Annotated in this window: 12 protein-coding genes; 5 read left to right on the top strand and 7 right to left on the bottom strand. The window is 63.4% G+C overall.

Annotated elements, in window-relative coordinates:
- The 4 genes from EN750_RS03555 to thrC form a co-directional block, all read right to left on the bottom strand.
- Positions 1-2,010, bottom strand: a 2,010-nt coding sequence (locus EN750_RS03555; RefSeq protein WP_127395643.1) for a diguanylate cyclase, incomplete at its 3' end; no start/stop codon positions are given.
- A gap of 3 nt (positions 2,011-2,013) precedes the next feature.
- The gene (locus tag EN750_RS03550; RefSeq protein WP_127268573.1) at positions 2,014-2,610 is read right to left on the bottom strand and encodes a GNAT family protein; all 597 of its coding nucleotides are present in this window, start codon (positions 2,608-2,610) and stop codon (positions 2,014-2,016) included.
- Between the two features lie 15 nt (positions 2,611-2,625).
- On the bottom strand, positions 2,626-3,918 hold the full coding sequence (locus tag EN750_RS03545; RefSeq protein ID WP_127320877.1) for a pitrilysin family protein: 1,293 nt from the start codon (positions 3,916-3,918) through the stop codon (positions 2,626-2,628).
- Between the two features lie 14 nt (positions 3,919-3,932).
- On the bottom strand, positions 3,933-5,330 hold the full coding sequence (thrC, locus tag EN750_RS03540) for a threonine synthase (RefSeq protein ID WP_127395642.1): 1,398 nt from the start codon (positions 5,328-5,330) through the stop codon (positions 3,933-3,935).
- A 128-nt stretch (positions 5,331-5,458) separates the two neighbouring features.
- Here thrC and EN750_RS03535 point away from each other — a divergent pair, with 128 nt between their 5' ends.
- Positions 5,459-6,190, top strand: coding sequence for a hypothetical protein (locus tag EN750_RS03535; protein ID WP_127395641.1), 732 nt, complete (start codon positions 5,459-5,461; stop codon positions 6,188-6,190).
- A gap of 42 nt (positions 6,191-6,232) precedes the next feature.
- On the opposite strand, the gene EN750_RS03530 is transcribed toward EN750_RS03535, so the two are convergent.
- A complete protein-coding gene (locus tag EN750_RS03530; RefSeq protein WP_127268823.1) occupies positions 6,233-6,919 on the bottom strand; it encodes an HAD family phosphatase in 687 nt (228 codons plus the stop codon).
- 172 nt (positions 6,920-7,091) lie between these two features.
- Here EN750_RS03530 and EN750_RS03525 point away from each other — a divergent pair, with 172 nt between their 5' ends.
- The gene (locus EN750_RS03525; protein WP_127268824.1) at positions 7,092-8,225 is read left to right on the top strand and encodes a site-specific DNA-methyltransferase; all 1,134 of its coding nucleotides are present in this window, start codon (positions 7,092-7,094) and stop codon (positions 8,223-8,225) included.
- 65 nt (positions 8,226-8,290) lie between these two features.
- Here EN750_RS03525 and EN750_RS03520 read toward each other — a convergent pair whose 3' ends face one another.
- Positions 8,291-8,902, bottom strand: coding sequence for an HAD family phosphatase (locus tag EN750_RS03520; RefSeq protein ID WP_127395640.1), 612 nt, complete (start codon positions 8,900-8,902; stop codon positions 8,291-8,293).
- Positions 8,895-10,067: an A/G-specific adenine glycosylase gene (mutY, locus tag EN750_RS03515; protein ID WP_127395639.1), complete on the bottom strand. Its 1,173-nt coding sequence runs from the start codon at positions 10,065-10,067 to the stop codon at positions 8,895-8,897. Before mutY ends, EN750_RS03520 begins: the two co-directional genes overlap by 8 nt.
- Positions 10,068-10,120: 53 nt before the next feature.
- Between mutY and EN750_RS03510 the strand changes: the two genes are divergently transcribed.
- From EN750_RS03510 to EN750_RS03500, 3 genes are all read left to right on the top strand, one after another.
- The gene (locus EN750_RS03510; RefSeq protein ID WP_127268827.1) at positions 10,121-10,621 is read left to right on the top strand and encodes a DUF721 domain-containing protein; all 501 of its coding nucleotides are present in this window, start codon (positions 10,121-10,123) and stop codon (positions 10,619-10,621) included.
- Positions 10,622-10,784: 163 nt separating this feature from the next.
- A complete protein-coding gene (locus EN750_RS03505) occupies positions 10,785-11,528 on the top strand; it encodes a DsbA family protein (RefSeq protein ID WP_127395638.1) in 744 nt (247 codons plus the stop codon).
- A gap of 105 nt (positions 11,529-11,633) precedes the next feature.
- Positions 11,634-12,937: chromosome segregation SMC family protein (locus EN750_RS03500; protein ID WP_145967388.1), on the top strand; the 1,304-nt coding region annotated here is incomplete at its 3' end.

The following is a 12,937-nucleotide window of genomic DNA, read 5'->3' as shown; positions in this document are numbered from 1 at the left end:
GTCCTCGGCCGACATCTGCGGCGAATTCCAGGTGATCAGTCCGATCGACGCGGTCAGCACGATCTCGCGCTTGGCAAAGGTGATCGGGTTGTTGATGGCATGCTTGATGGCATCAGCGACCGCAGCGATGCGGGCCGGGTCTTGTTCGGACAGCAGCATCAAAGCGAACTGGTCGCCGGCAAAGCGCGACAGCGAATCCTTCGGCTTGAGCAGCCGGTGCAGGCGGCGCGCGATGGTCAAGAGGATGGTATCGCCGGCCGAGATGCCGAGCCCGTTATTGACCTGCTTGAAACGGTCGATGTCGATGACGAAGACGGTCGGCCGCACCTTCTCTTCGGTGCGCGCGATCGAGATGATCGCTTCCAGCCGGTTCATCAAAAGTTCACGGTTCGGCAGGCCGGTCAGATTGTCGTGCACGGCGTCGTGCAGCAGCCTTTCCTCGGACTTTTTCTGCTCGGTCACGTCGACCATGGTGCCGACGCAGCGGATGACTTCGCCGTCCGAGCCGATGACCGGGCGTGCGCGCAGTGAAAACCAGTGATAGTGGCCGTCGGCGCCGCGCAGGCGGAAATTCTGCGACACCCGGCCGCGCCGGTGTTCGAGCACTACGTCGAGCGTCGTGCGGAACGTGTCGCGGTCGTCGGCATGCAGCACCGGCAGCCAGTTGCGGGCCGCGCCGCCAAGGCTGTTCGGTGCCAGGCCGAGCTGGATGCTGACATCGGGCTTGGTGACGACGCGGTCGCGCAGCACGTCCCAATCCCAGACCGTGTCGCCCGATCCGGCCACCGCCAGCGCCTGCCGCTCGAGGTCGGAGAACAGGCCCTGGTGCAGGGCGCCGCCGGCAAAGGCGTGCTGCATCACTGTGAAGCCGATCAGAAGGATGATCAGGATCAGCCCGCCGCCCAGGGCCGGCTGGGCAATGTCGTTGTCGAGCATGCCGGTGATCGCCATCCACGATCCGCATAGCCACAACAGCACCATGACCCAACTGGGCACCAGCATGATGGCACGGTCGTAGCCGCGTATGCCGAGGAAGATGATCAGGCCAAGCCCGGTCAGTGCGGTTGCGGCGAAGGACAGCCTGGCGATGCCGGCGGCAACCGCCGGATCGACGATCGCGACCCCGGCGATCAGCACCAGCCCGAGGATCCAGACCAGCGCGCCGTAACTGAAATGGCCGTGCCATCGGTTGAGGTTGAGATAGGCGAACAGGAACACCACGAAGGTTCCAGCCAGCGCCACCTCCGTTCCCGCCCGCCACATCTGCTCATTGCCGGGCGAGATCTCGATGACCTTGTTGAGGAAGCCGAAATCGACACAGATATAGGCCAGTACCGCCCAGGCAAGCGCGGCGGTCGCGGGGAACATCGAGGTTCCCTTGACCACGAAAAGAATGGTGAGGAACAGCGCCAGCAAGCCTGCGATACCGATGACGATGCCGCGAAACAGCGTGTAGGAATTGACCGAGTCCTTGTAGGATTCCGGATCCCAGAGGTAGACCTGCGGCAGCTTCGGCGAGGCCAGTTCGGCGATGAAGGTGATCACCGTGCCGGGATTCAGCGTCACCCGGAAAACGTCGGCATCGGGGCTGGTCTGGCGGTCGAGCGCGAAGCCCTCGCTGGGCGTGATGGCGGCGATGCGGGTCGAGCCGAGATCCGGCCAGAAGATGCCGGAATTCACCAGGCGGAAATGCGGTGCGACGATCAGCCGGTCGAGCTGCTGGTCGGTGGTGTTGGCGAGCGCGAACACCGCCCAGTCGCCGGTCGAACGTGCATCATTGGCCTCGACCTCGATGCGCCGCACGATACCGTCCGGACCCGGCGCGGTCGACACCTGGAAATTCTCACCCTGGTTCCGGTAGATCTCGACGGCGCCGGAAAGGTCGAGCGCGACGTCGTCGCGGGCGATCTTGATCGGCTCCACGGCGAAGGCCGACGATGCCGCCCACAGCGTCAGGAGTGCCGCGAGGACAAAGGCGAACAGCGACCCGTTTCGCAGGAAATTCGTCAAAAATCAGTCCTTCGTTCCAACGCCCGGCGGATCGTCCGCGATCCGGGCGTAGAGGTAGTGGTCCTGCCAGATGCCGTTGATCCTGAGATAGGATCGCAGCAGTCCTTCGCGCCGAAATCCGGCTTTTTCAAGCACGCGGATCGACCTGATATTGTCGGGAATACAGGCCGCTTCGATCCGGTGCAACCTCAGCGTATCGAAGGCGAAGCGGGCCACCACCTTGACCGCGTCGGTCATCAGGCCGCGGCCGCCGAAGCGCTCGCCGATCCAGTAGCCGACATGGCCGCTTTGCGAGACGCCATGGCGTATGTTGCCGAGCGTGATGCCGCCAGCAAGCTTGCCGCTGCTCTTCTCGAAGATGAAGAAGGCGATTGCGGTTCCTTGCGCATAATCTTCGCGGTAGCGGCTGATGCGCAGCCGCCATGCGTTGCGGTCGAGTTCATCGGGAGTCCAGCGTGGCTCCCAGGGTTCGAGGAAGGCGCGGCTTTCGCCGCGCACCACCGCCCACTCGCGGTAGTCGTTGGTAAACGGCACGCGCAGCGTGACGCGGTCGCCTTTCAGCGCCGGCAGGTCGCGGCGAAAGAAAGGGAGCGCGAACACGACGCTTCGAGGGGCTTAGACGGCGAGCTTACGGGCCGTGGTCTGCGTGCCTGCGAGCGATTCGAGGATCGCCTCGTATGGCGCCAGCGTACCCACAGGCCCGACAGCGGTAAGCGTCGGCTTGGTCGAGAACAATCGCGACGACAGGTCGGTCAGCCGCTCGATCGTCAGCGCCGACAGCCGTTCCATCAGTTCCTCCTTGGCGATCGGCCGGCCGAACAGAAGCAGTTGCCGTGCGATCTGCGAAGCGCGGCTGGCCGGGCTTTCGGCTGACATGATCAGTCCGGCGCGATATTGGGCGCGCGCCCGGTCGAGTTCTTCCTGCAGGATTTTCTCGCCGGCCTTCTGCAGTTCGTCGATGATGACAGGCACCAGTTCGGCGATGTCGCTCTGGCCGGTCGCGGCATGGACGCCGAAGACGCCGGTGTCGGAAAAGCCCCAATGGAAGGCATAGACCGAATAACACAGGCCGCGCTTCTCGCGGACCTCCTGGAACAGGCGCGACGACATGCCGCCGCCGAGGATCATCGAGAGCACCTGCGAGGCATAGAAGTCGCGCACATGATAGGCCCGGCCTTCGAACCCCAGCACGATCTGCGCGTCCATCAGGTCGCGGTCCTCACGGAAGTCGCCGCCGACATATTGCGCATATTGCGGGATGGTGCTGTCGGCCTTGCTGCGGAAGCCGCCGAGCTGCTTTTCGACCTCGCGCACGAAATTGTCATGCTTGATGTCGCCGGCGGCGACAATCACCATGCGCTCGGCGCCATATTGCCGCTCGATGAAGTCGTGGAGTTGCTTGGAGGTGAAGGATTTGACCGTTTCGGGCGTGCCGAGAATGGAGCGTCCAATCGTCTGATGGCGATAGGCGGTTTCCGTGAAGCGGTCGAAGACGATATCGTCGGGGGTGTCGTGCGCGGCGCCGATCTCCTGCAGGATCACATGCTGTTCGCGCTCGAGTTCCTGCGGGTCGAATTCGGACTCCTGCAGGATGTCGGCAAGAATGTCGACGGCCAGCGGCACGTCGTCGGAGAGCACCCTGGCATAGTAGGAAGTGGTTTCGACGCTGGTGGCGGCGTTGATCTCGCCGCCAACGTCCTCGATCTCCGAGGCGATTTCGAAGGCGCTCCGCCTTTTCGTGCCCTTGAACGCCATGTGCTCGAGCAGATGGGCCATGCCATGCTCGTCCTCACGTTCATTGCGGGCACCCGACTTGACCCAGGCACCAAGGGCAACCGATTCGATGCTTTGAAGGGTTTCGGTGGCGACTGTCAGGCCGTTCGACAGACGGCTTACCTCAACACCCATATGGCTAGTACTCCTTAACGCGCCGCCCGCGCGCGGCGGCCGACATAATCTTCCACCATTTTCAGGTCGGAGGGAAGTACCGTGTATTTTTCCTCCGATGTCATCAACCCACCTAGCCACGCGGGCAGTGCGGGCGACACGCCGCTGGCGGCTTCGACGGCGGCCGGGAATTTTGCCGGGTGTGCGGTACCCAGCACCACCATCGGGACGGCGCCTGACGCCTTGCCCGCAGCGACATGCACAGCTGCCGCGGTGTGCGGATCGAGCAGATAGTTGCTGGCCGCGAGCGTCGAGCGGATGGTGGCGGCGACCTCGTCCATATCAGCCCGGCCGGCGTCGAATTCCGACCGCATCCCGGCGATTTGCTGGGGTTCGATGGTGAAAGCGCCGGACTGCTTCAGACCGTCCATGTAGCGCCGCACGGTCGCCGCGTCACGGCCGGAGGCTTCGAACAGCAGGCGTTCGAAATTGGACGACACCTGGATATCCATCGACGGCGACGTGGTCGCAAAGACGCCCTTGGTGCGGTATTCGCCGGTCGAAAAGGTGCGCGCCAGAATGTCGTTGTCATTGGTGGCGATGACCAGCCGCTCGATCGGCAGTCCCATCTTCTTGGCGGCGTAGCCGGCGAAGATATCGCCGAAATTGCCGGTCGGCACGGTGAAGGAGACCGGCCTGTCCGGTGCGCCGAGCGACAGCGCCGAGGAGAAATAATAGACGATCTGGGCCATGATGCGGGCCCAATTGATCGAATTGACGCCCGAAAGCGCAACCCGGTCGCGAAAGCCGTGATCGTTGAACATGTCCTTGAGCAGGCCCTGGCAATCGTCGAAATTGCCTTCGATCGCCAACGCATGGACGTTTGCAGCCGTCGACGTCGTCATCTGCCGCTGCTGCACCGGCGAGACGCGGCCATGCGGGAAAAGGATGAAGATGTCGGTCCGGCTGCGACCGGCAAAGGCATCGATGGCCGCCCCGCCGGTATCGCCCGAGGTCGCCCCGACGATGGTGGCGTGCTGGTCGCGTTCGGTAAGCACATGGTCCATCAGCCGGGCCAGAAGCTGCATTGCCACGTCCTTGAAGGCGAGCGTCGGCCCGTGGAAGAGTTCCAGGATGAAGGTGTTGGGGCCTGTCTGCACCAGCGGGCAGACGGCCTCGTGGCGGAAGGTGGCATAGGCTTCGCGCACCAGCCGCTCGAAAACAGGGGCCGGAATTTCGTCGCCAAGGAACGGCGACAGCACGCGGATCGCAAGGTCGGGATAGGCAAGGCCGCGCATGGCGCGGATCTCGGCGGCGGAAAACTGTGGCCACTCGCGCGGCACGTAGAGCCCGCCGTCGCGCGCCAGCCCGGCCAGCACGGCGTCGGAAAATCCAAGAACGGGGGCTTCCCCGCGGGTACTCACATAGTGCATGTCACAATTCCGTTACTGCTTGGCTTTTCCATCCACCGCAAGGTGGTTAATTTCTGCGCTGGCTCAGTCGCATTTTTGCCGCGCGGTTGATATACGTCACCAGCTTTGCGAGAGGGAAGTGCAGTTTCATGGCGTTTCGTACATTCAGTGGTCGCTTTTTGGCGGGTCTTGCGCTCACCGGCTTTATGCTTGCCGCCGCCGGCTGCCAATCGGGCGACAATGGCATCCTGAACCTCGGCATAGGCAAGAAGGAGGACCCGACGGCGCCACCGCCGCCACAGGATCCCAAGATACTGGCCAGCCAGTTGCAGGCCTATTGCCCTCGGGTGACGGTGCGCGACGGCACGGCTTTCTTCAATACCTATTCCAAGGAAGCTCAGAAGCCCAAGCCCAGGATCAAGAAGACCGGCGACGCCGCGCAGGATGCCGCGGCCCAGGCCGACGCTGACGCCGCTGCTGCAACTCCGCCCGACGAATCGGCCAACATCATCTACCAGGCATCGGTCAGCGACGTGACACGCGACTGCAGCCGTGCCAACGGCCAGTTGACGATGAAGATCGCGGTCGCCGGCAAGATTGTCCCCGGACCGAAGTTTTCTCCAGGCACCATCACCATGCCGATCCGAACGGCTGTGATGCATGGCACCGAGGTCCTCTACTCGCAGCTCCACCAGTATCAGGTCCAGGTCACCGATCCTTCGGTTGCCACGCAGTTCGTCTTCACCGATTCCAATGTCGTCGTGCCCGAGCCGACGGCGCAGGATTATCAGGCCTTTGCCGGCTATGACGAAACCGCGCATCAGGCAACGGCCGACAAGCCGAAGAAGACCCGCCGCAAGAGGGCTGCCGCGACGAACTAGGTCTCGGCAGTTGCATGAGGCGTGCGTCGCGGCGCACGCTTCTCAGGCGTCCGACCACTCCGACAGCGCCGCGATCACGCTTTTCAACTCCGCCCAGCGGCGGATCACCGTTTCGGCGCCGGCCTCGGTGAGCGCGTCGGCATGGCCGGGATAGCTGTGGGCGGCTCCGGTGAAGCCGATCACCCGCATGCCCGCCGCCCTTGCGCCGTGGACGCCGTGCACGGAATCCTCGATGACGAAAGTGTTCGCCGGGTTGGCGTTGAGTTTCTCCGCCGCGAACAGGAACACGTCCGGCGCCGGTTTCGTTTTCCCGGTCGGTGTTTCCATCGCCGAAAAAATCCGGTCGGCGAAAAACGGCAAAAGATGCACCTTCTCCAGCATGAATTCGATCCGCTCGGAGCGTGAATTCGAGCAGACGCAGCGCGGCACGGTTACCGCGGCAACGGCCTCGCGCGCGCCATCGATGGCGCGGACGTCGCTGCGCAGTTTGCGGTCGACCAATTGTTCCTCCCTGTCGATCAGAGAGGCCTGGAAGGGGATGCGGGACTTTTCCTCGACCCGCAGCATGATGTCCTTGAAGGTCAGGCCGGCATAGCTCTCCGAAATCTCCTCAGCCGATATCTCGTATCCTGCCAAGGTCAAAAGCTCGGCGTCGACACGGGCGGCGATGATCTCGGAATCGACGAGCACGCCGTCGCAATCGAAGATGACAAGGTCTGGCTGGGGCATGGCAATCCGGGTCGTTGGGGGAGGAGCCTGACTGGCTTAAGCGGCGCGGCATACACCAACGGGCCGGCCTGCGCAAACCACCGAGGGTCAGGCGTCGGGCCTTCACGGAATATTTACGCTGATCGGTAACCATAACCAGGAGTAAACAGTAACGCGTGCCCTGGGTGTCAGAATGTCTGCCGTGCGTCTTCTCGACGAGCTATCCCACGCCCCCCAGCAATCCGAATGGCTGGACACGATCCTCAAGGGCGACTGCGTCGCCGCGCTCGACCGGCTGCCCGAAAAATCGATCGACGTCATCTTCGCCGATCCGCCCTACAATCTGCAGCTCGACGGCGACCTGCACCGCCCCGACCAGTCGAAGGTCGACGCCGTCGATGACGAATGGGACCAGTTCGAGAGTTTCGAGGCCTATGACGCTTTCACGCGGGCCTGGCTGCTGGCGGCGCGCCGGGTGCTGAAACCCAACGGCACCATCTGGGTCATCGGCTCCTATCACAACATCTTCCGTGTCGGCGCCAAGATGCAGGATCTCGGCTTCTGGATCCTCAACGACGTCGTCTGGCGCAAGACCAACCCGATGCCGAATTTCCGCGGCCGCCGCTTCCAGAACGCGCATGAGACGATGATCTGGGCTACGCGCGACCAGAAGGGCAAGGGGTACACTTTCAACTACGAAGCGATGAAGGCGTCCAACGACGACATCCAGATGCGCTCCGACTGGCTGTTTCCGATCTGCACCGGCGGCGAGCGGCTGAAGAACGACAATGGCGACAAGCTGCATCCGACGCAGAAGCCGGAAGCGCTGCTTGCCCGCATCATGATGGCCTCGACCAAACCTGGCGACATCGTGCTTGATCCCTTTTTCGGCTCAGGCACCACGGGCGCGGTGGCCAAGCGTCTCGGCCGCCATTTCGTCGGCATCGAACGCGAGCAGGCCTATATCGACGCCGCCAACGAGCGCATCGACGCGGTGCGGCCACTGGATGGCGCCGATCTCACCGTGCTGACCGGCAAGCGGGCCGAACCGCGCGTTGCTTTCGTCAGCCTGATCGACACCGGCCTGATGATGCCGGGTGCGACGCTCTACGACGCCAAGAAGCGCTGGGCCGCCAAGGTGCGCGCCGACGGTACGGTGGCGATCGGCGACAGCGCCGGTTCGATCCACAAGATCGGCGCCGAAGTGCAGGGGCTGGATGCCTGCAACGGCTGGACCTTCTGGCATTATGAGCGCAGCGGTGGCCTGACCCCGATCGACGAGCTTCGCCGCATCGCGCGGCTCGGCATGGAGCGGGCAGGGGCCTGAACCCCTGCCAATTGCTTCGAATGCCGTTGATTCAAAGCTCTACGGATCGCGCGAAGTGATTCAAATCAAGCCTTGATTCCGAGACGTTCGAGGTCTGCTTGAAGCGTCTCTGCATCGGTGAACAGCACCGACTGCCAGCCGGCCGCCTTGGCGCCGTCGACATTCTTCTGGCTGTCGTCGATGAACAGTGTGGCTGACGGTTCGAGGTCGAACGCGGCGACGTGGTGATCGTAGATGCCGCGATCCGGCTTGATCATGCCGATTTCGCCCGAGATGGTGACGCCGCGTGGACGATTGAGGAAATCGAAGCGCTCGCGGGCTTCGGCCAGCGTGTCGCTGGCGAAGTTGGTCAGCATGGTCACGTCGTGGCCGCTCTCGATCAGACCGACCATGATGGCGACACTGTCGTCATAGGCATGTGGAACCATCTCGTGCCAGTGGCGGCGGAACCCGCGGATGTTTTCCGCGTGATCGGGATGGTCCGCGATCAGCAGCGCCTCGGCCTCTTCCCAGGTCCGGCCGCGATCCTGCTCGATGTTCCAATCATGCGTGCAGACATTGTCGAAAAACCACTTTCTCTCTTCGGCATCCGGAATGAGGCGGCTGAACGGAATGTTGGGATCGTAGTGGATCAGCACTCTGCCGATGTCGAAAACGATGTGGCGTATTTCAGTCATGGGGCCTCTTTGCACTGTGTGGCGACGGCTTTTTCGTCGCGCCGGGTATCGCAGCCTCGATTGCCTTTTTCATGACAGTCGGCAGCGCCTCGCCGGAAATCTCGTGAGCGAGCGACCAGAAATGCCCGTCTGGCGCATCACCTTTGATGTGAGCGTGAAAGACTTCGAGTTCGAGAGCGAAATGCGTGAAGACATGCGCAATGCGGCCCGCATGCCGCCAGTCGGCGGGAAACGGCGCGGCCGCTTCCGTGGTTGCCCCATCGATCCGCGCGGTCCAACCCGTCGTCGGCACCTCGGTCATGCCGCCGAGCAAACCCTTCTCCGCCCGTTTGCGCAGAAGGATGGCGCCGTCGGCCCGCACGGCGACAAAGGCCGCGCCGTGCCGCTGCGGCTTGTCGGCCTTGGGCAGGCGCACCGGGAAGTGCTCGGGATCGCCTGAAACGACCGCGCTGCAGTCTTCGCGCAGCGGGCACAGCATGCAGCGCGGCCGGCGTGGCGTGCAGATGGTGGCGCCGAGATCCATCATCGCCTGGGCGAAGTCGCCAGGCCTTGTCCCGGGCACCATGCGCTCGACATGGGCACGGATTTCGGGCTTGGCTTCGCTCAGCGGGGTTGCGATCGAAAACAGCCGGGAAATGACGCGTTCGACATTGCCGTCGACAACGGCGGCGGGACGGTCGAAGGCAATCGCCGTGATGGCCGCCGACGTATAGGCGCCGATGCCTGGCAGTTCTCTCAAAGCCGTTTCTGTGTCGGGGAACCGGCCGCCACGCGCGGCCACAAGATCGGCACAGGCCTTGAGATTGCGGGCGCGGGAGTAGTAGCCGAGCCCGGCCCAGGCCTTCATCACGTCCTCCGCCGGCGCCGCGGCCAGGGCCTCAACATCGGGCCATTTCTCGACGAAAATCCGGAAATAGGCCTTCACCGCTTCGACGGTGGTCTGCTGCAGCATGACCTCGGAGAGCCAGATACGGTAGGGATCAGGCCGCACGCCGCGCGCATGCTCACGAGGCGTGATGCGCCACGGCAATTCACGGTGATGCACATCGTACCAGCCTAGCAGGCGGGACGCGATATGCCCGGATGCAGCTCTGCTGCTGTCCTCGGACGCGGCTTTGCCACTATCCCAGGATACGGTCTTGCGGGTCTGGTCTGCTGGTGCCATTGATCTGTATCGGCCTGGCCGGTATCTGCTGGGGTCGTGGCTGGAGGACGTACATGGCAGGCAGAACGCCCTACGGCAATCCCGTCCCGGTCAGCGATCTCGCGACCAGGATCCTCGATCCGGTGCTGCGCAAGCGGGCTGGCATTTCGATCGGCCTCGTCCAGTCATGGGACGAGATCGCCGGCCCGCGGCTGGCCAGCCATTCGCGCCCCGAAAAAATCCAGTGGCCGCGCCGTATGCATGAGGACGATCCGTTCGAGCCGGCCGTGCTGGTCATTGCCTGCGAAGGCATGGCGGCACTTCATCTGCAGCACGAGACGGGCGAGATCATCAACCGGGTCAACGCCTTCCTCGGCTTCACCGCCATCAATCGCATCAGGATCCTGCAGAAGCCGGTGACAACCGACAAAGGAAGGCGCAAACCGGCCCTGAGGCCGCTGACGGCGGCTGAGAAGACGAAATTGTCGGGAACTGTCGGCTTGGTCGATAATGATGAACTGCGCGCCTCGTTGGAGAAACTTGGCGCGACCATTATTGGGGAGAGAAAGTCATAGGCGTCTTGAAGAAAGTCATGGATTCGTCGTCAATATCTCGCATTCGTGATCGCCCTTGTCAGGTTTCGCGATTGGATTGGGGATCGAGATGCCTTAATTCGCGCCAACTCTCGCCTTTTCGTGTCTTTGCATTGCAAAATCCAACCCTTGTCAGGTGATTCGTATGAACCGTCCCCCGTTTGGCCAAAGCTTGTCTCGCAGAAACGTCCTGTCTTCGCTGGCCGCCATTCCGGCGGTGGCCCTGCTCGCCGCCTGCAGCGACTCTGGCGAGGAGGCGAAGGCCGCGGATGTGAAGCCTGCGGCCCCGGCCGCCCCCGCGACGCCGGCCACGCCGGCCGCCGCCACCGCGCCGGAAGTCCAGGGTACCGTGGACATGGCGGAACTGATGAAGCCGGGTGCGTTGCCCGACAAACAGCTTGGCAAGGACGACGCCAAGGTCACCATCGTCGAATACGCCTCGATGACCTGCCCGCACTGCGCGCATTTCGCCGAGACCACCTTTCCGGACCTGAAGACCAAGTACATCGACACCGGCAAGGCGCGCTACATCCTGCGCGAATTCCCGTTCGATCCGAGTGCCGAAGCCGGTTTTATGCTGGCGCGCTGCGCCAAGGACAACTACTACCCTATGGTCGACGTCCTGTTCAGGCAGCAGGCGAACTGGGCTGGCGTTCAGAACACCAAGGATGCACTGCTGCAAATCTCGAAGCTCGCCGGTTTTACACAGGAGTCCTTCGAGGCCTGCTTGACGGACCAGAAACTTCTGGACGATGTGAGATCGGTCCAGAAGCGTGGCGCCAATGAATTCAAGGTCGACTCGACACCGACCTTCTTCATCAACGGTAAGACCTACAAGGGGGCGATGTCGATTGAGGAAATGTCGGCTATCATCGACCCTCTGCTCTGACGTCCAGTCAGCCCTGAGGCGGCGGCGCTTCGGCGTGCGCGGCTTCCTGTCGTGCCGCGAATTCTCATCGCAAAACCACGGTAATCCGCTTAGTGGGCGGCGCGAATGAAGTTTTCGCGCCTTCGCCTCCTCGGTTTCAAGTCCTTCGTCGAGCCCGGCGAGTTCGTCATCGAACGCGGACTGACCGGCATTGTCGGGCCGAACGGCTGCGGCAAGTCGAACCTCGTCGAGGCCTTGCGCTGGGTGATGGGCGAAAGCTCCTACAAGAACATGCGCGCGTCCGGCATGGACGACGTCATCTTTTCCGGCTCGGGCACGCGCCCGGCACGCAACACCGCCGAAGTCACACTTTTCCTCGACAACAGTGACCGCTCGGCGCCCGCTGCCTTCAACGATGCCGACGAATTGCAGGTGTCGCGCCGCATCGAGCGTGAGGCCGGCTCGCTTTACCGTATCAACGGCAAGGAGGCCCGCGCCAAGGACGTGCAGCTTCTGTTCGCCGACCAGTCGACCGGCGCGCGTTCGCCGTCGATGGTCGGTCAGGGCCGCATCGGCGAACTGATCCAGGCCAAGCCGCAGGCACGCCGCGCGCTGCTCGAAGAGGCAGCAGGCATTTCCGGCCTGCACACCCGCCGCCACGAGGCGGAACTGCGGCTGAAGGCGGCCGAGCAGAACCTCGAACGACTGGACGACGTCGTCGGCGAGCTGGAAAGCCAGATCGAAAGCCTGAAGCGCCAGGCGCGCCAGGCCTCCCGCTTCAAGAACCTGTCGGCCGATATTCGCAAGGCCGAAGCGACGCTGTTGCATCTGCGCTGGACACTGGCCAAGACCCAGGAAGGCGAGGCGCGTTCGGCGCTGGCGGTTGCGACAGCCCTTGTCGGCGACCGCGCCGCGGCCCAGATGGCCGCCGCCAGGGAGCAAGGTATCGGCGCTCACCGGTTGCCGGATTTGCGCGACGCGGAAGCCGCCGCCGCCGCTGCCTTCCAGCGCTTGTCGATCGCCAAGTCGCAGATCGAGGAGGAAGCCGGCCGTATCCGCGCCCGCCAGAGCGAACTCGAGCGCCGGCTACAGCAGCTCGACGGCGATATCGCGCGTGAAGAGCGCATGGTCCGCGACAATGCGGACATTCTCGAGCGCCTTCGCACCGAAGAGGCAGCACTCAATTCGGAAAATGCCGGCGCCGCCGAACGCGAAGCCACCACCCGTGCGGCGTTCGAACAGGCGGCGTCGACGCTTTCGCAAAGCGAAGCCAAGCTCGCCGCGCTGACAGCCGAACGGGCCGAGGCTGCCGCCTCGCGCAACCAGATCGAACGGACGCTGCGCGACACCGCCGAACGCCGCGACCGCTTCGCGCGCCAGCTTGCCGATGTCGACCGGGAATTGTCTGAGATACTCTCCAAGGTCGCTGG

It is taken from the genome of Mesorhizobium sp. M7A.F.Ca.ET.027.03.2.1 (genome assembly GCF_003999175.1).
Classification (GTDB): Bacteria; Pseudomonadota; Alphaproteobacteria; order Rhizobiales; family Rhizobiaceae; genus Mesorhizobium.
The sequence above is the reverse complement of the archived record's forward strand: the minus strand, read 5'-3'. Positions and strand labels throughout refer to the sequence as shown.

Coding starts and splice junctions, on each gene's coding strand:
- EN750_RS03535 (WP_127395641.1), top strand. CDS start 5,459: ATGGCGTTTCGTACATTCAGTGGTCGCTTTTTGGCGGGTCTTGCGCTC.
- thrC (WP_127395642.1), bottom strand. CDS start 5,330: ATGCACTATGTGAGTACCCGCGGGGAAGCCCCCGTTCTTGGATTTTCC.
- EN750_RS03525 (WP_127268824.1), top strand. CDS start 7,092: ATGTCTGCCGTGCGTCTTCTCGACGAGCTATCCCACGCCCCCCAGCAA.
- EN750_RS03505 (WP_127395638.1), top strand. CDS start 10,785: ATGAACCGTCCCCCGTTTGGCCAAAGCTTGTCTCGCAGAAACGTCCTG.
- mutY (WP_127395639.1), bottom strand. CDS start 10,067: ATGGCACCAGCAGACCAGACCCGCAAGACCGTATCCTGGGATAGTGGC.
- EN750_RS03545 (WP_127320877.1), bottom strand. CDS start 3,918: ATGGGTGTTGAGGTAAGCCGTCTGTCGAACGGCCTGACAGTCGCCACC.
- EN750_RS03530 (WP_127268823.1), bottom strand. CDS start 6,919: ATGCCCCAGCCAGACCTTGTCATCTTCGATTGCGACGGCGTGCTCGTC.
- EN750_RS03520 (WP_127395640.1), bottom strand. CDS start 8,902: ATGACTGAAATACGCCACATCGTTTTCGACATCGGCAGAGTGCTGATC.
- EN750_RS03510 (WP_127268827.1), top strand. CDS start 10,121: ATGGCAGGCAGAACGCCCTACGGCAATCCCGTCCCGGTCAGCGATCTC.